A 26787-nucleotide genomic window follows, 5' to 3' on the forward strand; every position below is an offset into this window, starting at 1 on the left:
CTATACGGTGCCGTCGGTATCCATTGCTACAGCGCACACTGGAGCATCCAGCAAGGCTAACGAGTTGGGCATGCGTACCATGCAGGAGCGTGCCTATGCCAAGCGCGGTGAACAGTACTTGCTGATCAAGTCGCCCCCAGCATCAGGTAAGTCCCGCGCCCTGATGTTTATCGCGCTGGATAAGCTGCATAACCAGGGCTTGCAACAGGTAATTGTCGTCGTGCCAGAGCGCTCCATTGGCGGTAGTTTCGCCGATGAGCCGCTGAGCAAGTTTGGTTTTTACTGGGACTGGCAAGTAGCTCCGCAGTGGAACCTATGCAATGCACCTGGCATTGACGAGCCGCGAGTGGCCAAGTCCAAGGTCGAGGCCGTACGTGCTTTCCTGAATAGCCCCGACAAAATATTGGTCTGCACCCATGCCACCTTCCGTTTTGCTGTGGAAGAGTTGGATATCGAAGCTTTCGACAACCGCGTGATCGCCATCGACGAGTTCCACCACGTTTCTGCTAACCCGGACAACAAGTTGGGTGGCCAGCTAAGTGCGTTTATCAGTCGCGATAAAATACATTTGGTCGCCATGACGGGCTCTTATTTTCGTGGTGACAGCGAAGCCGTGCTGGTACCGGCGGAAGAAAGCAGGTTTGAGACGGTGACTTACACCTACTACGAACAGCTCAACGGCTACCGCTGGCTCAAGTCGCTGGACATCGGCTACTTCTTCTACACGGGCAAGTATGTGGATGCTGTCGCCAGGGTGCTGGACCCAGTGCTGAAAACCATCGTACATATTCCTCATCCTGCTGCGCGTGAAAGCCTCAAAGACAAGGAGCGCGAGGTCAACGAGATCATGAGTTCGCTGGGTGATTGGCAGGGCGTCGACCCAGTTACCGGCTTCCACCTCATCAAAACCAAAGATGGTCGCACACTGAAAGTGGCCGACCTGGTGGATGACAGCGACGCGTCCAGGCGCTCCAAAGTGCTCAGCGCACTAAAAGACCCTGCGCAGAAGAACAACCGCGACAACGTGGATGTGATCATCGCACTGGGCATGGCGAAGGAAGGCTTCGACTGGATCTGGTGCGAGCATGCGCTGACCATCGGCTACCGTTCGAGCCTGACCGAAATTGTACAAATCATTGGCCGCGCCACGCGTGATGCCGAGGGCAAGGAGCGCTCGCGCTTCACCAACCTGATCGCTGAGCCTATGGCCGACCAAGCGGCTGTAGCCGAAGCAGTGAATGATATGCTTAAGGCCATTTCCGCCAGCCTGCTGATGGAGCAGGTGCTCGCCCCACGCTATGAGTTCAGTCCGAAAGATACCGGGCCGAAAGACGGTTTCATTTACAACGGTGGGGAGGGCTATCAATCAGGTGGCGCCAATCTGGGCGTGAATGAAGCCACAGGCCAGTACCATGTCGAAATCAACGGTCTGACCACGCCGCAAAGCACAGAAGCCTCGCGCATCTGCATAGAAGATTTGAACGAAGTGGTAACCAGCTTCCTGCAGGACAAAACCGTGCTGGAACGCGGCCTATTCGACAAGGAAAACACCTTGCCCGAAGAGCTGACCCAACTGCGCATGGGCAAGATCGTGCGCGAGCGTTACCCCGACTTGAGCGACGTCGACCAGGAAGCAATCCGTCAGCATGCTATCGCGGCCATGAACATTACCCAACAGGCCAAATTGATGTTGGCTCAGACCGATGCCAACGAGAGTGGCGCCTTACCAGGCAGTACGTCTCTGCTGGAAGGCGTGCGCAAATTCGTCAACGTGCGCGAGCTAGACATTGATCTGATCGACCGCATCAACCCTTTTGAAGCCGCCTATGCGGTGCTGGCTAAGGCGATGGATGAAAAATCCCTACGCCAGGTGCAGGCCAGCATTGCAGCCAAGAAGGTGAGTATTCCTGAAAGCGAAGCACGAGACTTGGCAATGCGCGCCCTGCAGTTCAAAAACGAGCGTGGCCGGCTGCCAGAAATCAACTCCGCAGATTCCTGGGAGAAACGAATGGCTGAAGGCGTGGTTGCGTTCGCACGTTATCGCGCCCAAGCCAAAGCGGCGCAGGGGGAATCCGCCAATGGCTAAAATGAATGATGACGACCTGCTAAATGCGCTAGGGGTAGAAGTGCCCTCGCTTAAGACAGCCACTCGAACCCCTCGTGAAGAGCGCATCATCGCTGGCTTCGAGGACATTCAGCGCTTCCATCAGACCCATGGCCGCGCCCCCCTGCATGGCGAAGACCGCGACATCTTCGAGCGCTTGTACGCCGTGCGCCTGGATCAGTTGAGAAAGTTACCCGAGGCACAAACCCTACTGGCAGAATTGGATAGCCACGGCTTACTGTCAGGTGCCGCGGTAGCCACGGTAAATGTGGATGACCTAGATGAGGACGCCTTGCTCGCCGAACTGGGCATCGGCAGTGAGTCGGTCCACCAAGACGACATCACCGTGCTGCGGCATGTGCGTTCCAGTGCGGCAATAAAGGCGGCAGAAGAGATTGCCGCACGGAACCCATGTAAAGACTTTGAGAGATTTAAGCCACTGTTTGATGAGGTGGATGCAGGCCTCAAACGAAAACTATGGGTAACCAAGCCCTTTGGAAAGAACGCCAGCATCGAGGCCGGGGACTTCTTCATTCTGAGCGGACTCATTGCCTATGTCGCCGAGGTAGGAGATACCTACAAGACGCCGAATGCGGAGACGAATGGGCGGTTGCGCGTCATCTACTCCAATGAAACAGAAAGCGATCTGCTATTACGATCCTTGCAGCGTGCGCTCTACAAAGACAGTGATGGGCGTGCAGGGTCTCGGATCGTCAAGGTAGATTCCGGCCCACTGTTCAGCGACATAACCGAGCCGGACGACATCGAGGCTGGCACTATCTATGTACTGCGCAGCCAGTCTAGTCACCCATTCGTAGCTAAGCATCGCGAGCTGATCCATAAGATCGGCGTGACCGGTGGAAAAGTAGAAACCCGCATCGCCGCGGCGGATAAAGATGCCACTTACCTGCTGGCAGATGTGGAGGTGGTCGCTACTTACAAGCTGCACAACCTGAACCGGACCAGGCTGGAAAACATCTTCCATCGCCTGTTCGGTGCGGTGCAGCTGGACCTAACCATCGAAGACCGCTTCGGCCATCCGGTCAAACCTAGGGAGTGGTTCCTAGTGCCGCTGCATGTGATCGATGAAGCGGTTGAGCGCATTCGTGATGGATCGATTACCAATTTTACGTACGACCCGCAAACAGCTCGTCTGGTCAGTTAAAGCTCAACAGTCAGCTTCGGGAACAAACCTGTCTGTTCCCGAACTGGGAAACAGGGCGTTTAACTACGTTTCCTTTGGGTTGAGAGTCGCCGCCAGTGAGTGATAGTCCCGTATTCGTCCGGGCATTCCCGCCTTGTTTCAGTACCAACAGAGGTGGTGATATCAAATGCTGCGGCTGACGGTCAAGACGCGAATGCGTACAACGCGCTGGCTATTCGGGATGGTATGCGGTAGTTCCGCACGTACGGATCTATACGGGGGGCAGGCAACTGCCATCCCTACTGCGATCTTTTCGGATTAATTTTCTACGATATCGCGCGTCTGACTGGGGTCACAGTCGTGTAGACACATCGCGTCATTGCGGGAGCGGCCTATACACGGGTGACATTAATTTCACAGCGACACGCCTTGATTTGCTAACTACTTAAACATGAAGCTTCTCTGCTTTTTGAATTCAATATAATCCATAGTGTTGATTTGGCTTGATTTTCGCCTAGTGCCGCCAGTGGAGGTTTTTACCAGTAATTCATTGCTTCCGATTATCGCGGAATTGATGTCATCACTATGAGCCGGGGTGTGGTTGTAGATCATTTCATAGAAGCTTTTTACAGAAAGCGGCTGGCCAGAATCGCAAATGAAGCGCGGGATGTCCTCATGAAGCTCATCTTTTGCTTGGTCTCTGGCCGATGCATCAAAGAGGTAGAGCGTCTTATTTTCATTCGGGTCATGGGCTAGCATATTAAGTCCCGACCTACCATAGTGTGCCTGTGTCTCGCTATTCTGATGCAGGATGTCGTTGTATACCTGTCTGGCCCTATGGGAGTTAGCAAGATGTATTAACCAATATCGCCAGCCATCCGGATTGTTTATCGAAAAGGGGCTGACAAATTTTGCACATTTCTGAAAGGTGTCGAAAACTATCCGTTCAGCAATTCCGAGCCACTCTCGCTTCGAGGCTTGCTTGACCAGAGCCTCAAAATCTTGCTCGGTAAGTTGCAGATAAGACAGCTGTGCTGCCAGAGCTTTCGGATTATTTTGCTCCAAGAACGCCAGCAAAGCAGTAATGACGAACGTATAGAATACCTCAACGGACTCATTTAGGCCCATCATGTCAATCAGGGTCTCAGTTCGAACATGGCTATGACCACATTGGTCAAGATTGAAAATTATGCTTTTATGTCGTTCGGAGCGAATTAAAGACTTTATTGTTGGGTAAACTTCTTCGAAGAAGTTGCTAAAGTAGTGTGTGGTTATTTTTAGGTGGTTGTTGTTGAGCTTGGTATGTGTGAGTGTAGGGGCCAGGTTGACCTTCAATAGTTCTATGACGTTTTTGTCTGCGTCGTTTAGGATAAGGCTGCATTCGATATCAACCAGCGGCATATTGTTCATCGCTCGACGTAGATTGATGTCAGTTATTGCGCGGTTCAGTTCCTCTACAAAAATAATAGGAGAGCCAGCGGCGCCGCAATTGTAGCGACCCGCGCCACTGAATCCATCGACCACCGCCAAACGAAATTTCCTGACAAGTGGTGATGTGCAACGAATTTTTACATAGTTATAAAAATATTCGCGAAGAATCTGATGCTTCTTCCTTGAGTGCTCAGCTAGGGTTGCGCCTTCCTCCCAAGCGTACTTCTTCTCAGCCATGGATTTTCCTTGTCAGGCGACGGTCGATCTATTGGGCCATGCCTACCAATTTAATAGGCATTTCATCCCAAGTCTTGCCACGATATTCTCTACCGTTGGCTTTTTTAGAGCGGCGAACATTGTCTTTACCCCATGTCCCCCACTGTTTAAAGAAAAATGCTGTCCCGCTTTCTAGGCACTGAGTATAAATTTCATCGATCCAACTCTCTTCGATTGGACGCGCTTTGTTTCCGCTTTCACCGCCGACTATTGCCCAGTCGATTTCCGAAAGATCGATACTGCCCACAGGGCCAATGAGGGGCTCGAAGGAAATGAACCGAATCTGGGCCGGAGTTTCTTTCAAATATAGGACTCGCTTAGCCGCGTCAGCATCTTCAATGGAGGTGCCCAACCATACGTTCGGAAGTACCTCAGCGATGACTTCGTTGAGGATCTGCCTCATGCGCTTAGGACGCTTGGTCAAGATCTGGTAGTTGTGATGTGGCGTCTCCCGCATCACTTTCCAGACTGCAACGATGAACTCGTCACTGACCTTCTCATGGAAAAGATCGCTCATGGAGTTCACGAACACTTTTCTCGGCTTCTTCCATCGATACGGGATGGCCAAAGCGTCGCGATCTTCGACAATTGAGCCGTTCCAGACGATGCGCTTATTCTTCTTGCGGGTCAGCCCAACGTACTTTGGAGTGCCCATGGCCTCGAGGCGACGTGCCATCTCCATGGCATAGCAGTTTTTGCACCCGGCGCTAATGATGGAGCAGCCAGCTACTGGATTCCAAGTAGAGTCCGTCCACTCGATCTGTGTCTCTGCCATATCCCTTCCTAGCTCCTCGTTTGCGTTCCTGGCTGGCGCATTTGTCTCCGAGTGAGCAGAGTTCGATGGCCATCATAATGAATTCCTGCCCGTAAGGGCAGTCGTGCGGCTAAGCTGGCGCGCCTAGTTGACATTTGAGGCTTTGCTTTTCCCGCCAAACCCTCCGATCAAGCGATCTTTGATCGCGCTGATCGGAGGGTTCACTCGTTTTTTCTCGAAGCCGCCGCGTTCCACCATTCCATTTTCATATTTGATTAACGCCACGCCTGCTTTCACCCGTCAGTAATTACTCCGCGATTCCCTTTGAACGCAGTGCCATTAAGTGTGTGTGCGAATCTTTTCGTTGAGCATGGATATAGGGGGGGCGACAGCGGCGACGCCGGCGACAACCCACGTAGAACGTGGCCTGGGACATGGCGACAAAAGTGGCGACAGTCGCCACTTTTTGAGCGTGTTGGCCGTGACCCTTGACCGCCTTTTCGAGTGGGTATAAAAATTGGCGTACGGACCGCTGTCGTTGACAGCACCAGCCCAGGTAGCCAGAACCTTTAAGGCTACGCCACTTGCGTGGTGGTTCTTCCCCAAGTGCGATTAGCGTCCGGCGGCTCGCACGGCCACTCCTCAAGAGTGATGGATGCCTACTCTACCAATCTGCCCACTGCGGCAGACAATGGACCGACCTCGCTGCACTGCAGCAACCTCACCTTTTCGGCACACGTCGCTGCGCCAGACCTCGCCCGTCTCTTTCTTTTGGAAAGAGACGGGCGCTCGTACCACTGCTGCAAGCCACGTCGTGCATGGCATTGCCGCAACTCTCCTCGTGACAATCGGCCTGACAAATCCGATTCGTCGCCATCCGCAACGACACAGACACCGGGGCCGCAGCCTACGGAAGGGCTGCACCTGACTGACAGTCAGGCATGCACCAGGTGTCCAGGTCTTTGCTTTCTCCCACCCAGGATCTCCAGGTGCCGAACTCGTCAGTCGGCACAGCCTCCACCCGCCCGCATCTTCGGATGCGACTAAGGAGGCCAGATTCATGGGGTTATGCCATCGCTCCCGGTTGTAAGGAGCCGTTCGTTCCGCGTCAGTGAGCGCCTCACAGGCCGCAGGGGCCTTGATCCCTGATAACACTCAACAACCGTGGCGGGACTACGTGAGGACAACCAGCAATGAACGAGGAGAGGGCCATGCAGCAGTTAGATCCGAAGCTTGAACTACCACGACCACCTCGACCGTTGATTGACTCGAATCCCGTGGCCCAGCCTTATCCGGTGCAGGCACTGGGTGGGATTCTTGGGCCTGCAGTGGTGCGCATGGCCGAGGTCATTGGCGTGCCCCAGGCATTGGCTGCACAATCGGTGTTGGCTGCCTCGGCGCTGGCTACCCAAGGTCATGCCGGCCTACAGCTCGACGGGAGAAATTATCCCCTCTCGCTGTACCTGATCACGGTGGCAGCTTCGGGGGATCGTAAAACGGCGGCAGACCGATCTGCATTGCTGCCAGCACGCCAATGGGAGCGTGAGCAGTGGCAGCGCTACCGCGAACAGCTTGCCCGGTACCGCGCCGCACAGCGCCAGATGCAGCGTATCAACCCTGCCGATCCCGACTCCGCGAACGGTGTACCGCTCGAAGCGGAGCCCTCTGCACCGAGGCTGATTACCACGGACCCAACTATTGAAGCTCTGATCAAAGGGCTCTGCCATGACCTGCCGAGTATGGGGTTGTTCTGCGATGAAGGGGGACAATTCCTCGGCAGCAGCACCATGAGTCGAGATAACCGTTTGAAAGCGGTTACGACCTTGTCGTCACTCTGGGACGGCAGTCCGATAGATCGCGCGCGGTCTATGGCGGGTGAAAGCTTGCGAGCTTACGATCGACGCTTAAGCCTGCACCTGATGCTGCAACCGTATCTAGCCATGCAGTTACTCAGTGACCCATTGCTGCAGGGGCAAGGCATTCTCGGTCGCTGCCTCATCACCTGGCCCACCAGCCTGGCCGGACAACGCAGTTACCAGTCTGTCGACTTGTCCAAAGACCCCGCCCTAATTCGATATCACCACCGTCTTTCGGCTCTGTTTTATCAGCCTTGGTCACTTTCCGCTGGCGGAGCCTTGCAACTGTCAAAGCTGAGCCTCAGTCCGCTGGCGCGTCGTCGCTGGATTGATTTGCATGATGCTATCGAAGCTCAGCTGGGGGAGTTTGGCGAGCTGGCCAGCGTACGGCCCAGCGGATCAAAGGCCGCCGATAACCTGCTGCGCGTCGCCGGCATTCTTGCAGTTGTGGAGGAGAGCAGCGTCGTGGAGGTCGACCATATCCAACGTGCCTCCGCTTTAGTCGGCTACTACCTCACCGAGATCCAGCGCCTGACTGAGCAGGAGCCAGTGTGTCGAGTAAAAGAGGAGGCAGACCGGCTGCTGCGATGGCTACAGGTCAAAGATTGGAAGCGTTTCAGTATTCGTGAATTGAATCGCAACGGTCCCCGCTTTGCCCGCAAGAGCAGTCGTCATGCCGCCAAGCTGCTGGTCGAGTTGATTGATCATCAGTGGTTGATCACCGATGGCCACACCTTCGAGGTGCGCCATGTTTAATCTTGATGAAGCGCTGCGCAACCATCTGGCTCAGCGTCAAAAGGAGCCCAAAGCGCGATTTGTCGCCGCAACTGTCGCCACTTTGTCGCCATGCTCAAAACCAGGCAGGACAAGGGTTGTCGCCGCTGTCGCCAGTGTCGCCACCACCCATAAAGCTATCGCCTCTACGACAGCCATTATTCAATGGTTGAAAGAGCAGGGTGCGCATCTTTACGTCACCGACAACACGCTGTGTTTTCGCCCGACTGATTGGGCTCAGTTCGCGATTGTAAGTGCGCACTGGCGAGCCCTTTTGCATGATCTCGCGGCAGTCGATCAGGAACAGAAAAATGGCTCGGGTCGGTAAGCGAGCGGGGCGCAATTTCGGTTTCGGTCGCCAGCTTAGCTATGCTGGACCGCAAGCACTGAAAGACCTGTTTGGCGACGGTCATTTTACTACCGTCAAAGCCCATAGTGATCGCTGGCAGGCGTTCGTGCGTTGGTGTCTATCCGAGGAAGGGCCGAGGCTCAATGATGCGCGACAGATCGACCGCGAAGTCCTAATGCGGTACGCCGCCCACGTGCGGGGGCAGGTTGATCAGGGCTATGTCGGCATCGCCACCGCGCAGAACCGACTGTCCAGCGTGAACCGAACGATGGCTGCGCTGCGCGGTGATCAATACGTCAAAATCCCGAGTCCGAGCAAGGCGCTTGGCTTGCAGCGCTCAGGCGTACGTAGTGAGGCGCCACAAGGCCAAGACCGTGTGCAGGTCAGGCTGATTGCGCAAGCGCTGTCAGAGCGACAGCAACTGAGGGTGAGTGCCATCGTGCTCCTCGCTCGGGAGACCGGCATGCGCCTGCGTGAAGCGATCTTGGCGGACTTGCCCCGGCTGCAACGTGAAGCTCGGCAACTGGGCAAGATCAATATCCAGGACGGCACCAAAGGCGGTCGATCAGGCGCATCGGCACCGCGTTGGATTGCGGTCACGGATCAAGTTCGTGGCGCCCTCGACATGGCCAGCGAGGCCTCACCCAAGGGCAGTCGGAATCTGTTAACACCTGATGAAAGCTACAAAGATTTCTTACAGACAATCGTACGACCGGCGCGGGAAATCATGCATGAGCGTGGATTGAAAGGCTTTCATGAACTCCGGGCGGCTTACGCCTGTGAGCGCTATGAACAACTGACCGGCTTCTCCGCGCCCATCAATGGCGGTCGTGGTCAACGAGAGGATCGAGCACTCGATCAGCGTGCACGTCAGCAGATCAGCCACGAGTTAGGGCATAACCGCATCGACGTGGTGAGTGCCTACATCGGAGGTCGTCGATGAAGTCCGAGTTCGATATGGCGTTGTTTCTGAACCCCGTGCTCAAAGGTGCGCATGCCACGCGGCAGCGGCATATCAGGCAGGCAGAAAGGATGCACGAGGCGATTCGTGAGCGCTGGAGTTGTGCGACCCCTTGGTCCTGGAAGGAAAAGCACACCAGATGGTTTTTAGAGCACTACCTGCGTTGCTCAGCACCAGCGACCATCTATTACTATGAGTTAACAGCAGAGCTGATCCGCCGCAGAAAGGCGCAACTCGTGGTTGTCTGATAGATCTTTAAGCGTGAGCCCCTAAGTATGGGAATGCGGAGCCTTCCCATACTTAGGGGCTTGGCCGAAGAAGCGCAGGCATGCGGCTGATTTAGCGACAGTCGCCACTTCAGTCGCCCTGCTGCACGGCACGAATTGTCGCCTGCTCAGCGTATCGGCACGACGTTACGATCCCTGGTTTGATTGATGGCGGATGCCGACAGGCTGCCGGTGGCTGCCTTCTGGATATGTTCACTCCACCAGGCCATCATCGGACGCCGGCGTTCGATGTAATCCGCCCGGTTGTAGGCGCTTCGAACTTCGTCTTTATCGACATGCGCCAGCGCGACTTCGATTAGCTCCGGATCCCATCCATGCTCATTCAGAATTGTGCTGGCCATGGAGCGCATGCCGTGGCTGACTAAGCGGTCCTGAAAGCCCATTCGTTTTAATGCCATGTTGGCTGTCTGGCTATTCGCGTGGGTGCGCGGATTTCTATCTGACGGGAACACATATTCCCTGTGGCCGCTATGGGGCTTAAGCGTCTCCAATAACGAGAGTGCATGTTCGGTCAGCGGGACTGTGTGCGGACGACGCTTTTTCATTCGCTCCGGAGGGATGGTCCAGATGCGTTTGTCGAAGTCGATGTCTGCCCATCGAGTGGTGGCCGCCTCGGCAGGGCGTGTCATGGTATGAAGTTGCCATTCGATCAGGCAGCGGGTCGTCCGCTTAATGCTGGCGTTCGCGATTTCCATCATGAGCTCCGGTAGCTCATCAGGAGGTAGCGCGGCCATATTCTCTTTCTTGGGTTTCTTGAACACCGCTCGAATGCCGCTGAGAGGGTTGGCAAAGATCATTCCGGAGTTGACGCCGTAGGTCATGATCTCGTTAAGGCGCTGGCTCACTCGCTTAACCGTCTCGAGGCTGCCTTTGGCCTCAATCGGGCGAAGCAGCTTGATGACCATCGGGGCGTTCACTTCCGATAGCGGCGTTGATTTCATGCTTGGAAATACATGCAGTGTGAGCGATCGCCAGATGTCTTCGGCATACGCGGGCGTGACGGAATCCTTCTTCAATTCGAACCAGGCTGTGGCCACATTCTCGAACGTGTGTTCCGTTTCCGCCCGTTTGGCTTCCAGCAGCTCATTGCGTTGAGCTTTTGGGTCGATGCCCTGTGCAAGCAGCTCTCTGGCCTCAACGGTTTTCTTCCTGGCTTGCGCAAGAGAAACCTCGGGATAGGATCCGAGTGCCATGTTGATTCGGTTCTTGGTTACGGGATGTCGGTAGTTGAAATTCCACTGCATCGAGCGATTGACCCTGACTCGCAGCTGGAGCCCGTCGCCATCCGTGAGGACGTAATCCTTGTCTTTCGGTTTGACCGCCTTGAGCTGGCGGTCGGAGAGGCGGGTGGTTTGAGCGCACATGAGAAGTACTCCATGACACTTTTTGGTATTCCCAAGATTAGCGCCGGGTAGCCGGGAATACCATTGGGAATACCAAATCGCCTGGAACTCAAAAAACCTCGAAAGCCCCCAATAGCCCTGAAACCCCCGCATTTACTGGATTTCAGGCACAAAAAAAGACGTCCATGGACGTCTTTAGATGATGAAATGGTGGAGCCGGGGGGATTTGAACCCCCGTCCGCCAGTACTCCGCTGTCGGTACTACATGCTTAGCCGTGTCTATTAAGTTAACCCTCAGCGACCCGACGGGCAGGGTGCTTTGGGCGAGTTGTGTAAGTTTTAGCCGATTCGTCCACAACGTACTGCACGGCGATTCCGTTCTATATGACAATCACTTTGGGTTTACGGACATCCCCTGGTGATTGCTGGACCCGAAGGTACCAGAAGGGAAGGGCTAAGGCTGCTTACGCAGCGAGAGCGTATTCCCCGTAGGTTTCGTCATTGGCAACTATAGGAAGTTGCAACAGTGGATTTACGAGTTCTGTTACCAACTCGGCATGCACCTAAAGTTTCGCAACCGGCGTCGAATCCTAAACGGCCCCGAGCCTGTAGCTCCGTGAATCAGCTGGAGCGACAAGCCTGTGCAGTGTACGCCAATACGCGGCTGAGGCCAACCCGAAGGTTGGCCTGACGCGAGGTTACTACTGATCGCCTTTGGTGTTGTTCTGCAATTTCTGAATGGCCTGAGTGGTCAGCGAGATGCAGTTCTTGGTGCCTTCCTCGGTGCCTTTGGCCTGTTCCGCCGTGGCTTGTCCGACGGTGGCGTCAATTTCGGTTTTCATGCCTTCGCTCATCTGCTCGGTGCTGACCTGGGCGTCTTTGATTTTCTGCAGATTGATCTGGCAAAGGTCTGCCTGGTTATCTGCGAACACCGGAGAGGCCAACAGTGCCGCGGAAATGAACAAGCCAGCAAATGCGGTGTGCTTCATGTGGATCTCCTTGAACGTATGGTCTCGGTGCTGGCGGATGGACGTGGCCAGGCCCGAGTCAATAAAGGGCCCGACGGCGTCGGGCCTATTCAAGTGACTACAGCGAAACGCAGGAATTCGATTTTTCTTCGGGTGCGATGGGGAGCCCCTCAGCGTCGGCGAATTTGGGCCGGGTGACGCGATCCACCAGATACACCAGGCCGTGGTAGTCGATTTCGCCATGGCGCGTCAGACCGATCTCGCAGGTGCGGCTGGTGGAGACGCCTTCGCTGCAATACTGCACCGCATCCTTGAGGGTTCGCAGTGAGTGGGCGTTGAGCTCGGGTGTGGTGAAGCCTTTGTCTCCGGCAAAACCACAGCAGTGGATGCCTTCGGGGATCACGACTTGCTTGCTGCATTTGCGCGCCAGGTCGATCAGTGCCTGGCTCTCGCCCAAGTGTTGGGTACTGCACGTGACGTGTACGGCAATCGGTGCATCCTGCGGGGTGAATTCGAGACGGTCCATCAAGTGCGTACGAATGAAGCGCACCGGGTCGTACAGGTCCAGTCGAACATTTCCCAGGTCCTGGACCAGACGCAGCGTGCAAGGGCTGGTGTCGCAGTAGATCGGGTCGATCCCGCCACGGCTGGCGTGGAGCAAGGCGCCGATCAACTCCTGGCGTTTGTGCTCGGCCTGTTCCGCGTAGCCTTTGGATGCGAAAGGCTGGCCGCAGCACAGGCTGTCCACGTTGTCTGGAAAGACCACCTGATAACCGGCTTTTTCCAGCAGTCGTTGGGTTTTTTCGTACAGCGACATCTGTTCTTTGTCACCCGCTGCCGGCGCCATGGCGCGCGACACACACGCGGCCAGATAGACCACGCGCGGGCGTTCGTCGCAGACGGCAGGGCTGAAGCGGATGGCTTTTTCCGGCTGCGGTATGGCGTTGTCCCACTGGGGAACCTGACCCTTCGACAGCCGGGTCAGGCCGGCTGACAGGCGGGCCAGTCGCGGCGCGCCCAGCAGCATTCGGGCACCGTTGGCGACGTGCAGGGTAAAGCGTGCGCCTTGCAGGGCGATGGCGAAATTGCTTGCCAGCCAATCGGCGGTTTTCGTACGTGTTGCGCTGCGGCTACGGAGTTTTTTCACCAGCTCGCCGGTGTTGATGCCGACCGGGCAACGTTGTGCGCATAACCCGGTGGCGGCGCAGGTGTCGATGCCGTGGTATTGGTAGGCCGTTTCCAGCGCTGAAGTGTCGATGCCTGCGCGCTTTTTCGCCTGGATGTCCCGCCAGATCACGATGCGTTGGCGCGGGCTCAAGGTCAGGTCTTTGGACGGACAGACCGGCTCGCAGAAGCCGCACTCGATGCACTTGTCCACTATCTCGTCGGCCGCCGGCAGCGGCTTGAGGTGCTTGAGGTGGATTTGTGGATCTTCGCTGAGCACCACGTCCGGGTTGAGGATGCCGTTAGGGTCGAGCAGGCGTTTGAGTTGCCACATCAACTGGTAGGCGTCGCTGCCCCACTCCAGCTCGACGAATGGCGCCATGTTGCGGCCGGTGCCGTGTTCGGCCTTCAACGAACCGCCGAACTCCACCGCCACCAACTGCGCCACGTCATCCATGAACGCTTGATAGCGCGCAACTTCTTCGGCGTTATTGAAGCCTTGGGTGAAGACAAAATGCAGATTGCCTTCCAGGGCGTGTCCGAAAAGAATCGCCTCGTCGTAGTGATGTTTGTCGAACAACTCGATCAGGCGGTTCACGCCAAGGGCCAGTTGCTCGACCGGGAAGGTCACGTCTTCGATGATCACCGTGGTCCCGGTTTTGCGTACCGCGCCCACTGCTGGGAAAGTGTCTTTGCGGATGGCCCAGAGTCGCGCGTTTTCTCGCGGGTCTTCGGTGAAGTCGACCTGTTTTTCCACAGGGAAACCGGCCAGCGATGCCATGATCCGGGCCAGTTGCTCCTGCAGCAAAGATGACGAAGCCGCGCGGGATTCAATCAGCAGGGCGCAGGCATTTGTCGACAGATGCTGTACGAAATCCGGCATGCCCGGTTTGTCCTGCACCGAACGCAAGCTGCGCCGGTCCAGCAGCTCCACCGCCGATACCGGCTGGCTTTTCAACACCGTGACTGCATTGCAGCAGGTTTCCACGTCCGGGAAGACGATCAGCGCCGAGGCTTTGTTCGGGTGATCGATGACGGTGTTGTAGGTCACCGCGCTGATGAAGCCGAGCGTGCCTTCGGAACCCACCAACAGGTGGCTCAAGATATCCACAGGCTCGTCGTAATCCACCAAGGCATTGAGCGACAGGCCGGTGGTATTTTTCAGACGGTATTTGTGGCGAATTCGAGCCGCCAGTTCGGTGTTGGCGCGGGTCTCGCGGCCAAGGGTTGCCAGACGTTCCAGCAGTTCGCCATGGCTTGTACGAAAGGTCGCCACGCTGGTTTCATCTTCAGTGTCCAGACGGGTGCCATCGGCCAGTACCAGGCGGATGCCGGCGAGGGTGTGATAGGTGTTTTGCGCGGTGCCGCAGCACATGCCGCTGGCATTGTTGGCGACGATGCCGCCGATCTTGCAGGCGTTGATCGATGCCGGATCGGGGCCGATCTTGCGGCCGAACGGTGCCAGCCAGGCATTGGCCTGGGCGCCGATCACGCCGGGCTGCAAGCGGATCTGCATGCCCTCGCCGCGAATTTCGCGAGCGTTCCAGTTATCCCCCAGCACGATCAGTACCGAGTCGCTGATGGCTTGCCCGGACAGGCTGGTGCCGGCGGCGCGGAAGGTGACTGGGACCTGGTCGCGCTGGGCCAGTTTCAGCAGGGCGATCACTTCATCTTCGGATTCGACGCGTACCACCAGTTTCGGAATCAGCCGATAGAAACTGGCGTCGGTGCCGAAGGCCAAGGTCGACAGCGGGTCGTCGAAACGGCGCTTTTGCGGGATCAGCTGCTGTACGTCGCGCAGGAAAGGGGCCGGAAGCGTCATTGGTCCTCCAGAATCAGAACCACCAGATCCTTCGGACCATGGGCGCCATAGGCCAGCACCTGTTCGATGTCGGCCGTCTTGGAGGGACCCGAGACTAGCAGCGCGTTGGTGGGCATGCCTTGGGCCCAGGCGAATTCCTGTTGCACTTCATAGAAGTTGTCGCGGATTTCGCTGGCCTTGAGCAAAGCAAAATGCACCGGCGGAACCAGGCTCATCAACCGCGGTTCTTCCCGCGTCGGCCAGAGAATCAGGCTGCCGGTTGCCGCGATGGCACCCAGGGTCCCGGTCAGGCTGGCGGGGGTGTCGTTGAACAGTTCGGCTTTCCATTGCTCGACAGGCCGGTCGTAGGCCTTGAGCGTTGGCAGCTCGGGATTGTTCGCCCAGAACTGTGTGATTTTTTGCCCGTGAGGCGTCGTCGGGGCGATGAGCAGGCTGGGTAATTGACGGTCGCGCAGCAACTGCGCCAGCAGCGCCGGCCAACCTTCGCCAGACGTCAGATGGATCTCGGTGTGCACCGCTTCCATCAGTTTGCGCAGTTGAGCGATGCGCTCCTCGGGGGCGTAGCGATAGGTTTTCGTCACCAGGTCGACATCGAAGTTGTCGGCCACTGGTGTGGTGCCGGTCAGGCTTTTACGCAGTTTGGCGAGGATATTGTCCTTGGCGCTCATCGACGGTCTCCCTGCTGGTTCAGGTGTTCGCGGGCCAGGTCATGCAATGAGCGGGCGGCGGGTTTGGGGGCGCTGTGGTTCTGCGTCCATGGGCCGACGTTGTCGGGCGTCAGGGCGCGCAGGCGCGTGGCGAGGAAAGCGAACAGCCGATACAGGCGCGGCGAACTGTTGAGTCGGGCCCAGGCATTCCAGATGAAGCGCTCCTTGGGCGAATACTTACTGCCCTGGCCACGCATCACCGGGTTTGGACTGTCCGGTGCCTTGACGTTTTCTTCGCGCAGGCGCCGCAACAGCGCCGGAATTGGAATCTTCACCGGGCACACTTCGCCGCAGGCACCGCACAGAGAAGAGGCGCTTGGGTGGTCCGGCACTTTGGCCAGGCCCACCATGTGCGGCGTGATGATTTTTCCGATAGGCCCCGGGTAAACCTCGCCATAGGCATGACCACCGATGCGGGTGTAGACCGGGCAATGATTCATGCAGGCGCCGCAACGAATGCAGTTCAGGGTCTGGCGCAGTTCGCTGTCGGCAAATGCCTGGCTGCGCCCGTTGTCCAGCAGGACCAGGTGCACTTGCTGGGGGCCGTCCAGTTCGTCGGCCTTGCGTGGGCCGGAGATCATGTTGACGTAGGTGGTGATCGGCTGGCCGAGGGCCGAGCGGGTCAGCAGCGAGAGCAGCGGCACCACGTCCCGCAGGTTCTCCACGACTTTTTCGATGCCGGTCACGGCAATGTGAACCGGTGGCACGGTGGTGGACATCCGCCCGTTGCCTTCGTTTTCCACCAGCAGCAACGTGCCGGTTTCGGCCACGGCGAAGTTGACGCCGGATACGCCGATGTCAGCCTCGAAGAATTTCTGCCGCAAGACCTTGCGACCGATCTGAATGAGTTGGTCAACGTCCTTGGTGTACTCCACGCCAAGTTTGTCGTGGAACAAGGACGCGACCTGACCGGCGTTCTTGTGGATCGCCGGCATAATGATGTGTGAAGGCTTCTCGTGGTCGAGCTGGACGATGTATTCCCCCATGTCGGACTCGAGACATTCGATGTCCCGACCCTCGAGGAAATGGTTCATCTCCATCTCTTCGCTGACCATCGATTTGCCCTTGATCACTTGCCGCGCCTCGTGAGCGCGGATGATCGAGAGGACGATGCCATTGGCTTCGTCCACCGTTTCCGCCCAGTGTACTTTCACACCGTTGCGGGTCAGGTTGGTTTCAAGCTGCTCGAGCAGGTCGGGCAACTTCGATAACGCACGAGCGCGGACGGCATTGCCCAGCACTCGCAGATGTTCTCTTTCGTGGGCATCGCTGAAGGACGCTGCCCGCTTGGTCATCAGTGAATCCATCGCTGTGCGAAAGTTGTTTCGCAGTTGCGTGTCGTCCAGTGCCTTGTGGGCCCTGGCGCGAAAATCTTCCTGCACCTCAACGGTCGGAATCAGCGTCGGTGTGCTCATACGACACCCCCGGTGCGCTGCCAGAGGAAGCTCGCCAGGTGCTGCCCCCGTAATGCTTGCTGCTGTTTCTCCAGGGCGCCATTGATATTCATCAGGCAACCGCAGTCGGCACTGACGACCTGGTGCGCGCCGGATTCCTTCAGCGCGCGGGTTTTGTCGGCCACCATCGCGCCGGAAATATCCGGCATGCGAACGCTGAACGTCCCACCAAACCCACAGCATTCACTTTCATGGCTGTGTTCGACGCGCTCCACGTTGTCCAGCTGCGCCAGCAAGGCGCGGCCATGCAGGTGGGTGTTCATTTCCCGTCGTGCCGAGCAGGAGGTGTGCAGCGCGACCTTCACCGGTTCGCCACTGTCGTTCAACTGCACCTTGCAGACAAACAGCAGAAACTCGGCCAATTCATAGGTTCTGGCCGCCAGGGCCTGGACCTGTTTGAGCGTATCGGGCTCGTCCTTGAACAGGTCGGCATAATGCTCGCGCAGCATGCCGGCACAGGAGCCCGACGGCACCACCACCGGATAATCTCCGGCAAACAACGCCAATTGCGCCCGCGCTACCGTCCGGGCCTGCTCGGTGTAACCGGAGGTGTATGCCGGTTGCCCGCAACAGGTCTGCCCTTGCGGGTAGTCCACCCGGATCCCTTCGCGTTCCAGAAGATGAATCGCATCCATCCCGGCTTCGGGATAGAACAGGTCCACCACGCAGGTTCCGAACAGGTAAACCCGTTCGGGCTTGTTGCTGGGGTACTGCCGAGGCTCGGGCAATGGCGGGGCGACACGGGTCGCATTCGGCACGGCGTTGTAAAAAAGCTCGCTCATCAGGCGTGTCTCCGGGTGGTCCCGGTTATCCGTCCGCTGAGGCTGCTGAATATAGATAAGGAATCTTTCAGCAGCCTTGCAGACCCGGTTATCAATAGCAGACGCCGAATCGTGGTTCGGCGTCGTTCTTTTTCGGTGTTAGCTGTTGTGCTTAGTGCACCAGCATGCCGGTGAACCAGTAGGCCTGGGCCAAGGTGATCAAGCCTACGATCGTTGCAAAGAATAGGCTGTGTTTCAGGGTGAAACGGAACAGATCCGATTCCTTGCCCACCAGGCCGGTCGCAGCGCAGGCCACGGCAATGGACTGTGGCGAAATCATTTTGCCGGTCACGCCGCCGCTGGTATTGGCTGCCACCAGCAATGTGTCGTTGACGCCGATCTGGTGCGCGGTGGTGGCTTGCAGCGAGCCGAACAGCGCGTTGGACGAGGTATCGGAACCGGTCAGGAACACCCCTAGCCACCCCAGAAAGGGCGAGAAGAATGGGAACGCCGCGCCCGTGCCGGCCAATACCAGGGCCATGGTGGACGACATGCCCGAGAAGTTGGTGACGAAGGCGAACGCCAACACCATGCCAATGGACAGGATAGGCCAACGCAGCTCGTAGAAGGTTTCTTTTAAAGTGGTAAGACCAGTTCTGAGGTTGATCTTCAGCACCAGCATCGAGATCAATGCGGAAAAGAAAATCGCCGTACCGGTGGCGGAAATCGGATCAAGTTTGAAGATCGCCGGGATGGCTGTTGGATTGGTCACGATCGGCGCGACCTTGATCACCATCTGATCCAGGTGTGGGATGGCGAAATTGAACACCCAGCCGTACATCGATCCGCCCGGGGCGAACATCGCCTTGAACGGTTTGAGCGTCCAGATCGTCACCAGCACGGTGAGGATCAGGAACGGTGACCAGGCCTTGAGGATTTCTCCCAGGCTGTAAGGGGACGCCACGGTGCTGCGTGGCTGGCCGAAACCGCCGACGCTGGCGGTAATGGTTGCGCTGGAGGTGGCGCCGGCAATCTGGGCACCTGCGGTGCGTTTTGGCTGCCAGATTTTCAGGAACAGAGTCAGGGAAACCAGGCTGGCCAGGGCAGATGTGATGTCCGGCAGTTCCGGGCCGATGAAGTTGGAGGTGAAGTATTGGGTGATGGCGAAGCTCAAGCCTGCCACTAGCGCCGCCGGCCAGGTTTCCCGAACGCCGCGCAGGCCATCCATCATGAACACCAGCCAGAACGGTACAAACAGCGACAGCAATGGCAATTGACGGCCCGTCATGGCGCCGATCTTGAACGCGTCGATCCCGGTGACCTGGCCGGCCACGATAATCGGAATGCCCAGGGCGCCGAAGGCCACGGGGGCGGTGTTGGCGATCAAGCAAAGGCCGGCGGCGTACAGGGGATTGAAGCCCAGGCCGACCAGCAGCGCCGCGGTAATCGCTACCGGCGCGCCGAAGCCGGCGGCACCTTCCAGAAATGCCCCGAAGCAAAAGCCGATCAACAGCACCTGAAGGCGCTGGTCATCGGTGATCGACAGCACCGAGCTGCGGATCACTTCGAACTGGCCGCTCTTGACGGTCAGTTTGTACAGAAACACCGCCGCGACGATGATCCAGGCGATAGGCCACAGGCCATAGGCAAAACCATAACCGGCAGCAGCGAACGCCATGTCCGCCGGCATTTGAAACGCGAAGATCGCCACGGCAATCGCCAAGGCCAGGGTGATGCTGCCGGCCACATGTCCCTTGAGGCGAAACACCGCCAGGGCCAGGAAGAAAAATACGATGGGGATGACGGCCGCAAGTGCGGACAAGCCGAGGCTGCCGAGCGGGCTGTAGAGCTGTTGCCAGGTTTGCATAGTGGGTGGGCCCCTAATTGTTGTTGGTCAGGCACTGGTCAGCGATTTTGGATAATTGGTAAGACCAATTTACAAGCGCTGTCGGCTAGGGTAAAAGCCTTGGTTGTCGCATGTCAATTTGCCGCTCTGAAACTTTCGTCGAATGAGTGCGGCCGATGGCATCTGATCTGTGGGTCGAAGTGGCTTGTGGAGGGTGTCGGCGGGGCGCGGATAGGCGAGAATAGAGAGCCCGGCGAGCCGTCGGGATCGTGGAGAGTCGAGTTATGGGGTTTGATCAGATTCGTCAGCGCCGTTTGTCTGACGATATTGTCGAGCGGCTTGAAGGAATGATCCTTGAAGGCACGCTGAAGTCCGGCGAACGCCTGCCCGCCGAGCGTGCCTTGGCCGAGCAGTTCGGCGTGTCACGCCCTTCGTTGCGCGAAGCGATTCAGAAACTGGCGGCCAAGGGCTTGCTGGTCAGCCGCCAGGGCGGTGGCAACTATGTGGTGGAGTCGCTGGGCTCAACCTTCAGTGATCCCCTGTTGCAGTTGTTGGAAAGCAATCCTGAAGCGCAACGTGATTTGCTGGAGTTTCGCCATACGCTGGAAGCTTCCTGCGCTTACTACGCGGCACAGCGGGCCACGGACGTGGACCGCGAGCGGCTGACGGCGGCGTTCGAGGAGCTTCAGGATTGCTATTCACGCCATGAAAATGTGAGTCGGGCTGAGGAGGGCGCGGCGGATGCGCGGTTTCACCTGGCCATCGCCGAAGCCAGTCACAATGCAGTGTTGCTGCATACGATTCGGGGTCTGTTCGATCTGCTCAGGCGCAACGTCGTCACCAACATTGGCGGCATGTACAAACAGCGCAGCGAAACCCGAGACATGCTGATCAGTCAGCATCGGGAGTTGTACCAGGCCATTATGGGCGGGCACGCCGAGCAGGCGCGGGAAGTCTCCAGCCGGCATATTCTGTATGTGCAGGAGGTGTTGGAAGAGGTGCGTCAGGAAGTGCAGCGGGTGGCGCGGGCAGAGCGGCGCAAGGGGATGTAGTCAGTGGGTTCTATAGTGATTGGACCCCTGTGGGAGCGAGCCTGCTCGCGAAAGCGGTCTGTCTGACACATCAAGGTTGCATGTGCCTCCGTCATCGCGAGCAGGCTCGCTCCCACATTGGATCTTCAGCGAACGCATAACCCAGGCGAAAGAATCAGTCTTCCTTGCCCTTGTTGCGTACCGCGCGTTGCAGCTCGCGACCGGCGTCGCGTTCGCGCTCGGTATCACGCTTGTCGTATTCCTTCTTGCCTTTGCCCAGTGCAATTTCGCATTTGATCAAATGCTTGCTCCAGTACAACGACGTGCAGACGCAGGCATAGCCTTTTTGCTGCACGGACGCGAAGAGCTTTTCCAGCTCGCGCTTGTTGAGCAGCAGCTTGCGCGAGCGTGTCGGATCGGCGATCACGTGGGTGCTGGCGGTGGTCAGGGGCGTGATATGGCTGCCCAGCAGCCAGGCCTCGCCGTCCTTGAGCAGCACATAACTGTCGACCAGTTGCGCCTTGCCTGCACGTAAGCTCTTTACTTCCCAGCCGGCCAGGACCATGCCAGCCTCGAAACGTTGTTCGATGAAGTAGTCGTGTCGCGCTTTTTTATTTTGCGCGATGGTCCCTGTGGGGTGTTTCTTCTGTTTAGCCATAGGGGCGGCATTATAGGCAGTTGCGGGCGTGTCGGCTACGGTGAAGCTACGTGCTTGAGCAGGTTGAATGAATCCCGGACAATGCGGCCTCTTTTTCGAACGCTTGGGCGTGATCACGATGTCGACAGACAAGGTTTCTGTCCACGGCAGTTGGGCTAGCCGCTGGGTCTTCATATTTGCCGCAACCGGTTCGGCCGTGGGGTTGGGCAGTATCTGGAAATTTCCCTACATGGTCGGCGTCTATGGTGGCGGTGCCTTTGTATTGATGTTTCTGGCGTGTATCGCGCTCATCGGCGCGCCGGTGATGCTGGCCGAAACCCTCATCGGTCGTCGCGCCCGGCAAAGCCCGGCCAATGCCCTGAAGGTGCTGGCAGTGGAGGCCGGGCACTCGGCCAAGTGGTCGTGGGGCGCGTTTGCCGGAATGATCACGGCGCTGCTGATCCTGTCTTTCTACAGTGTGGTCGGCGGTTGGTCGCTGGACTACATCATCGATATGGGGCGTGGGGACTTTCAGGGGGTGACACCCGATCAGGTCGGCGCCTACTTTGGTGATGTGATCTCCGATCCCTGGCGGCTGACACTTTGGCATACGATTTTCATGCTGCTTTCTGCGGTAGTGATTGCCCGCGGGGTGGTTGCGGGGCTTGAGCGCAGCCTGCGAATAATGATGCCGCTGCTGTTCGTGATGATCCTGGTATTGCTGGGCTACAGCATGACCACCGGGCACTTCATGGAAGGCGTTCACTTCATGTTCGATTTCCAGCCGGAGAAAGTCATGGATGGCCTGCTGCCGGCCATGGGGCATGCGTTTTTCTCCCTGAGCGTGGGGGTGGGCTCGATCATGATCTATGGTGCCTACATGCCCAAGAGCGCCTCGCTGACCAAGACCGTTGTAGGTGTCGCGCTGCTGGATACCTTTGTATCGTTGCTGGCCGGGCTGGCGTTGTTTCCGATTGTCTTCGCCGCCGGCCTGAACCCCAGCGAAGGGCCGGGGCTGATGTTCGTCAGCCTGCCATTCGCTTTCGGCAACATGGCATTTGGTCAATTCATGGGGGTGGTATTTTTTCTCCTGGTGGCCATTGCTGCCTGGAGTTCGGCCATCTCCCTGCTGGAACCCATGGTCGCTTATCTGGTGGAGCGAACCCGGCTCAGTCGCGCCTGGGTGACGTTCTGGCTGGCCTTTACCTGTTGGTTCGTTGGCCTGGGGACGGTGTTTTCCTTCAATATATGGAAGCAAGCGAAGTTTTTCGTGAACGAAGGCGGGATGTTCCATCTCTACCAGTGGGGAGCAACCGGAGGGCTGGATTTCTTCGGCGTGATTGATTTCTTCACATCACGGATCATGCTGCCGCTGGGTGGTTTGTGTTTCGTGGTGTTTGCAGGATGGGTCATGGGGCGTGAGGCGGTGCGTGACGAATTGTCGTTGCGCAGCCCTGTACTGTTTACCTTGAGCCTGTTCTTGATGCGCTATGTAGCGCCCATCGGCATTCTTGTAGTGTTTGCCGCCCAGCTGTGGAAGTGACGCTTACATGACGACACATATTCAACGCTCGGCCTTGCTGCCCTATCCGGCGCAGGCGTTGTACGACCTGGTCAACGATGTGGCAAGTTACCCGCAATTTTTGCCTTGGTGCTCGTCCGCCGAAGTGCTCGAAAGCTCTGAAGCCCATATGCGCGCCAGGCTCAATGTCGCCAAGGGCGGATTGAGCCAGCACTTTGTCACGCGCAACACCCTGGTGCCTGGACAGTCCATTGAAATGAACCTGGAAGAGGGGCCTTTCAATCAGCTCCACGGCGTCTGGGTGTTCAAGGCGCTGGGAGAGAAGGCCTGCAAGATCAGCCTGGATCTGTCGTTCGACTATGCAGGTCCGTTGGTGCGAGCCACGCTGGGGCCGTTGTTCAATCAGGCGGCCAATACCCTGGTCGACGCGTTCTGCCAGCGCGCCAAGCAAAACGCCGAGCTTGCCCGTTGATTGAGCTGGAAGTGGTGTATGCCGGCGTCGATCGTCAGGTCTTGCGCGTATTTTCCGTGCCGGAAGGCACCAGTGTTCGGGCGGCGTTAGAGGCGTCCGGCATTGCTGCTGAGTTTCCGCAACTGGATCTGGCCACTTGCCCGGTGGGGATTTTTGGCAAGGTGGTTGCCGATCCGGATCGCCAGGTGGTGCGGGCGGCTGATCGACTTGAAATTTATCGACCGTTATTGGCAGATCCAAAAGAGATTCGGCGGCTGCGTGCCGCCAAGGCCGCCCAGGCGCGCCAAGCTGATCAATAGTCAGCTCTGAATTGCAGGCAATAAAAAACCCGGTAAGCCGGGTTTTTTATTGAGCAATTTATTGCGGCGAAGTATCCAGTGGTTCTGGCGTCGGGACCGGTACGGTCTCGACGTTGTCCACGTCCTTCTGGATCTGATCGAGCAACGAGCCTGGCTTGACCGGTTTTTCCGGTTTCGGCTGCTCGGCATTCTGGGTTGGGTCGGTCACCGTAGTGCCGCTGTCCTGGCCCATAATGGCCTCGTCGCGGCTCACGCCGGGCATGAAATCGCCAGACAGGCTGACAAGTTGGTCATTGGCGTTGAAGATAACGCTGATGCGTTCCTGTTGGCGTTCACCACCACCTGGTTGCAGGCTGTACAAATAATCCCAGCGATCGGCATGGAACGTGTCGGTCAGCAGAGGGTTGCCCATGATAAACCGTACTTGCCGACGGGTCATTCCCGGGCGTAACTGGTCTATCATGTCCTGCGTGACGACATTGCCCTGCTGGATGTCGATTTTGTAAACCCCGGGGAATGAACAACCGGCGAGTGCGAGCAGTCCCACAAAGGTGAAACTGGTTAGCAAGAGCTTGGTGTTTTGCATCGGTGGGCGACTTCCACTATCTTGGCTGGGACAACGTAAACGCCGATCATACCCGCATTAAGAGAAGCTGCGAAGCAGCATCGCGAGAAAGCTGACCATGGTTGAAAATAGCGAACTACGCAAAGCCGGCCTCAAAGTGACCCTGCCACGGGTCAAAATTCTGCAGATGCTCGATTCCGCCGAGCAACGCCACATGAGTGCCGAGGATGTCTACAAGGCGCTTATGGAAGCTGGCGAGGACGTCGGTCTGGCCACGGTTTACCGTGTCCTGACTCAGTTCGAGGCGGCGGGGCTGGTGGCTCGTCACAATTTCGATGGCGGTCATGCGGTCTTTGAATTGGCCGATGGGGAACATCACGACCACATGGTGGACGTGGAAACCCGTGAGGTCGTCGAATTCACTTGTCCGGCAATCGAAAAGCGCCAAAAGGAAATTGCTGAAGAGCATGGCTTCGAGTTGATCGATCACCATCTCGTCTTGCATGTGCGCAAGAGAAAGCCGGTTTAAAGCTGTTGAAACGCAAAAAGGCGACCCCAGGGTCGCCTTTTTGCGTTTGGGCTGTTCAGATTTTTGCCGCGACGACCATTTTTTTCGCGTGAGCCAGGGACTCCTTGGTGAGGTCGATGCCGCCCAGCATCCGTGCCACTTCTTCCACGCGCTCGTTCTTGTTCAGCTTGGACACGGCGGTGCGAGTGGCGTCCTCGTCACGCACCTTGTGCACAAATAAATGCTGGTGTCCTTGGGCTGCGACCTGGGGCAGGTGAGTCACTGTCAGCACCTGGCCGCGCTCCCCGAGTCGACGCAGCAACTGGCCGACAATTTCCGCCGTAGGGCCGCCAATACCCACGTCCACTTCGTCGAATACCAGCGTCGGTATGCGAGAGGTTTGTGCGGTGATGACCTGGATGGCCAGACTGATGCGTGACAACTCGCCGCCGGAGGCGACTTTGGCCAGGGCCTTGAGCGGTTGCCCGGGGTTGGCGCTGACCAGCAACTCCACCTGCTCCAGCCCGTTGGGTTGAAGGTCGTCACCCGCGTTGGGGTGCAGCTCGATGGTGAAGCGCCCGCCGGGCATGCCCAGGCGCTGGATCTCCTGCTCAACGGCACTGGCCAGCCCGGTCGCGGCCTGCTGACGCAGCTCACTGAGCTCCCTGGCTTTTTCCTGATAATGACGGGCATAGGACGCCAGTTCGTCTCCCAGGCGCTCAATGGATTCGTCGTTGGCGTTCAGGGTTTCCAGCTCTTCAAGCAGGCGCTGCTGCAGTTCGGCGACATCGGTTGGCTGGACGCGGTGCTTGCGCGCCAGCGTATAGATAGTGTCCAGGCGTTCTTCCAGATATTGCAGGCGCGCCGGGTCGGCGTCGAAATGATCCAGAAACCGGTTCAGTTCCCCGACGGCCTCCTCGACCTGGATCTGTGCGCTCGTGAGCAGATTGGTCGCTTCGCTCAGGGCGCCTACCGAATTGTTGACGCTGGACAGCCGGTTCAGGCTGGCGGTCAGCGCATTGAGCACGTTCCCCGAGTCGCTTTCACTGCATTGCTCGACCACTTGCCGGCAAATGCCCAGCAGCGTTTCGGCATTGGTGAGGTTCTTGTGTTCCTGTTCCAGTTCCGCCAGCTCGTTTTCACCCAGGGCCAGGTTCTCCAGCTCTTCGAGCTGATAACTCAGCAACTGGTGGCGGGCACGTTGTTCGTCGCCGGAGTTGGAGAGGCGATCCAGTTCCTGGCGGGTCTGGCGCCATCGCTGGGCGGCCAGTTGAACCTGGCGGGCCAGATCGGTGGCGCCGGCGTATTCGTCGAGCAGGCGGCGATGGGTCTCGGTCTTGAGCAGGGACTGGTGTTCATGCTGGCTGTGAATGTCGATCAGCAGCTCGCCCAGGGCCTTGAGGTCGCCGAGGGGGCAGGGCGTACCGTTGATGTAACCCCGGGAGCGGCCTTCGGCGGTGATGACCCGGCGCAATATGCACAGGCCGTCGGTATCCAGGTCACGTTCCGCCAGCCAGGCGCTGGCCTCGGGGATGTCGATCAGGTCGAAGGTGGCCAGGATGTCGGCCTTGTCCGCACCGGGGCGTACCACGCCGCTGTCGGCGCGATCGCCCAGCGTCAGGCCCAGGGCGTCGAGCATGATCGATTTGCCGGCACCGGTTTCACCGGTGATCACGCTCATGCCCCGATCGAGCTCGAGGTCGAGGTGTTCGACGATGGCGTAGTTGTGTACGGACAGGTGCACCAGCATAA

Annotated in this window: 23 protein-coding genes and 1 other RNA gene; 11 read left to right on the forward strand and 13 right to left on the reverse strand. The window is 57.7% G+C overall.

Annotation, left to right across the window (positions count from 1 at the left end):
* The first annotated feature begins 70 nt into the window (after positions 1–70).
* Positions 71–2086 carry a DEAD/DEAH box helicase gene (locus tag HQ912_RS05010; protein ID WP_260990064.1) on the forward strand — a complete coding sequence of 672 codons (2016 nt, stop codon included), beginning with the start codon at positions 71–73 and terminating at the stop codon, positions 2084–2086.
* Positions 2079–3269, forward strand: coding sequence for a GIY-YIG nuclease family protein (locus HQ912_RS05015; protein ID WP_173406539.1), 1191 nt, complete (start codon positions 2079–2081; stop codon positions 3267–3269). Before HQ912_RS05010 ends, HQ912_RS05015 begins: the two co-directional genes overlap by 8 nt.
* A 420-nt stretch (positions 3270–3689) precedes the next feature.
* Here the strand turns inward: HQ912_RS05015 and HQ912_RS05020 are convergent, their stop codons facing one another.
* Positions 3690–4916, reverse strand: coding sequence for a three-Cys-motif partner protein TcmP (locus tag HQ912_RS05020; protein ID WP_173406540.1), 1227 nt, complete (start codon positions 4914–4916; stop codon positions 3690–3692).
* Between the two features lie 28 nt (positions 4917–4944).
* Complete coding sequence (locus tag HQ912_RS05025; RefSeq protein WP_173406541.1) at positions 4945–5730, reverse strand: phage Gp37/Gp68 family protein; 786 nt, start codon at positions 5728–5730, stop codon at positions 4945–4947.
* Positions 5731–6920: 1190 nt separating this feature from the next.
* On the opposite strand from HQ912_RS05025, the gene HQ912_RS05030 reads away from it, so the two are divergent.
* Genes HQ912_RS05030 through HQ912_RS05045 form a run of 4 tightly spaced genes read left to right on the forward strand, consistent with a single transcriptional unit; the run spans position 6921 to position 9897 of the window.
* Entirely contained in the window at positions 6921–8321 is a 1401-nt protein-coding gene (locus HQ912_RS05030; protein ID WP_173406542.1) for a YfjI family protein, read from the forward strand.
* On the forward strand, positions 8314–8667 hold the full coding sequence (locus HQ912_RS05035; protein ID WP_173406543.1) for a hypothetical protein: 354 nt from the start codon (positions 8314–8316) through the stop codon (positions 8665–8667). The genes HQ912_RS05030 and HQ912_RS05035 overlap by 8 nt, the downstream gene beginning before the upstream one ends.
* The gene (locus HQ912_RS05040; RefSeq protein ID WP_173406544.1) at positions 8651–9631 is read left to right on the forward strand and encodes an integrase domain-containing protein; all 981 of its coding nucleotides are present in this window, start codon (positions 8651–8653) and stop codon (positions 9629–9631) included. The genes HQ912_RS05035 and HQ912_RS05040 overlap by 17 nt, the downstream gene beginning before the upstream one ends.
* Entirely contained in the window at positions 9628–9897 is a 270-nt protein-coding gene (locus HQ912_RS05045) for a hypothetical protein (RefSeq protein WP_173406545.1), read from the forward strand. Before HQ912_RS05040 ends, HQ912_RS05045 begins: the two co-directional genes overlap by 4 nt.
* Before the next feature lie 146 nt (positions 9898–10043).
* Here the strand turns inward: HQ912_RS05045 and HQ912_RS05050 are convergent, their stop codons facing one another.
* From HQ912_RS05050 to HQ912_RS05085, 8 genes are all read right to left on the reverse strand, one after another.
* Positions 10044–11300, reverse strand: a complete 1257-nt coding sequence (locus HQ912_RS05050) for an integrase domain-containing protein (protein WP_173406546.1) — start codon at positions 11298–11300, stop codon at positions 10044–10046.
* 187 nt (positions 11301–11487) lie between these two features.
* Positions 11488–11881, reverse strand: a transfer-messenger RNA (tmRNA) gene (gene ssrA / locus HQ912_RS05055).
* Between the two features lie 99 nt (positions 11882–11980).
* Positions 11981–12268 (reverse strand): hypothetical protein, encoded by a 288-nt coding sequence (locus HQ912_RS05060; RefSeq protein WP_047229080.1) that lies wholly within the window; start codon positions 12266–12268, stop codon positions 11981–11983.
* A 97-nt stretch (positions 12269–12365) separates the two neighbouring features.
* Complete coding sequence (locus tag HQ912_RS05065) at positions 12366–15233, reverse strand: FAD-binding and (Fe-S)-binding domain-containing protein (protein WP_173406547.1); 2868 nt, start codon at positions 15231–15233, stop codon at positions 12366–12368.
* Positions 15230–15901: a lactate utilization protein C gene (locus tag HQ912_RS05070; protein WP_076383522.1), complete on the reverse strand. Its 672-nt coding sequence runs from the start codon at positions 15899–15901 to the stop codon at positions 15230–15232. The genes HQ912_RS05065 and HQ912_RS05070 overlap by 4 nt, the downstream gene beginning before the upstream one ends.
* Positions 15898–17355 (reverse strand): LutB/LldF family L-lactate oxidation iron-sulfur protein, encoded by a 1458-nt coding sequence (locus HQ912_RS05075; RefSeq protein WP_047229077.1) that lies wholly within the window; start codon positions 17353–17355, stop codon positions 15898–15900. Before HQ912_RS05075 ends, HQ912_RS05070 begins: the two co-directional genes overlap by 4 nt.
* Positions 17352–18176, reverse strand: coding sequence for a (Fe-S)-binding protein (locus HQ912_RS05080; protein WP_107321857.1), 825 nt, complete (start codon positions 18174–18176; stop codon positions 17352–17354). The genes HQ912_RS05075 and HQ912_RS05080 overlap by 4 nt, the downstream gene beginning before the upstream one ends.
* 151 nt (positions 18177–18327) lie before the next feature.
* A complete protein-coding gene (locus HQ912_RS05085) occupies positions 18328–20022 on the reverse strand; it encodes a lactate permease LctP family transporter (RefSeq protein WP_107321858.1) in 1695 nt (564 codons plus the stop codon).
* Between the two features lie 263 nt (positions 20023–20285).
* Here HQ912_RS05085 and HQ912_RS05090 point away from each other — a divergent pair, with 263 nt between their 5' ends.
* A complete protein-coding gene (locus tag HQ912_RS05090; RefSeq protein WP_047229074.1) occupies positions 20286–21053 on the forward strand; it encodes an FCD domain-containing protein in 768 nt (255 codons plus the stop codon).
* Positions 21054–21207: 154 nt separating this feature from the next.
* On the opposite strand, the gene smpB is transcribed toward HQ912_RS05090, so the two are convergent.
* A complete protein-coding gene (gene smpB, locus HQ912_RS05095; protein WP_047229073.1) occupies positions 21208–21690 on the reverse strand; it encodes an SsrA-binding protein SmpB in 483 nt (160 codons plus the stop codon).
* Between the two features lie 118 nt (positions 21691–21808).
* Between smpB and HQ912_RS05100 the strand changes: the two genes are divergently transcribed.
* From HQ912_RS05100 to HQ912_RS05110, 3 genes are read left to right on the forward strand one after another with little or no spacing between them, the layout of a single operon-like run.
* The gene (locus HQ912_RS05100) at positions 21809–23212 is read left to right on the forward strand and encodes a sodium-dependent transporter (RefSeq protein ID WP_047229088.1); all 1404 of its coding nucleotides are present in this window, start codon (positions 21809–21811) and stop codon (positions 23210–23212) included.
* Positions 23213–23219: 7 nt separating this feature from the next.
* A complete protein-coding gene (locus HQ912_RS05105) occupies positions 23220–23663 on the forward strand; it encodes a type II toxin-antitoxin system RatA family toxin (RefSeq protein ID WP_047229072.1) in 444 nt (147 codons plus the stop codon).
* Positions 23660–23962 (forward strand): RnfH family protein, encoded by a 303-nt coding sequence (locus HQ912_RS05110; RefSeq protein ID WP_107321859.1) that lies wholly within the window; start codon positions 23660–23662, stop codon positions 23960–23962. The genes HQ912_RS05105 and HQ912_RS05110 overlap by 4 nt, the downstream gene beginning before the upstream one ends.
* A gap of 58 nt (positions 23963–24020) precedes the next feature.
* On the opposite strand, the gene HQ912_RS05115 is transcribed toward HQ912_RS05110, so the two are convergent.
* A complete protein-coding gene (locus tag HQ912_RS05115) occupies positions 24021–24548 on the reverse strand; it encodes an outer membrane protein assembly factor BamE (RefSeq protein WP_047229070.1) in 528 nt (175 codons plus the stop codon).
* 97 nt (positions 24549–24645) lie between these two features.
* Between HQ912_RS05115 and fur the strand changes: the two genes are divergently transcribed.
* Positions 24646–25056 (forward strand): ferric iron uptake transcriptional regulator, encoded by a 411-nt coding sequence (gene fur / locus HQ912_RS05120; RefSeq protein WP_076383526.1) that lies wholly within the window; start codon positions 24646–24648, stop codon positions 25054–25056.
* 55 nt (positions 25057–25111) lie between these two features.
* On the opposite strand, the gene recN is transcribed toward fur, so the two are convergent.
* The gene (gene recN, locus HQ912_RS05125; protein WP_173406548.1) at positions 25112–26785 is read right to left on the reverse strand and encodes a DNA repair protein RecN; all 1674 of its coding nucleotides are present in this window, start codon (positions 26783–26785) and stop codon (positions 25112–25114) included.
* Positions 26786–26787: the final 2 nt, after the last annotated feature.

This window comes from Pseudomonas sp. MPDS (assembly GCF_013283895.1).
Classification (GTDB): Bacteria; Pseudomonadota; Gammaproteobacteria; order Pseudomonadales; family Pseudomonadaceae; genus Aquipseudomonas; species Aquipseudomonas rhizophila.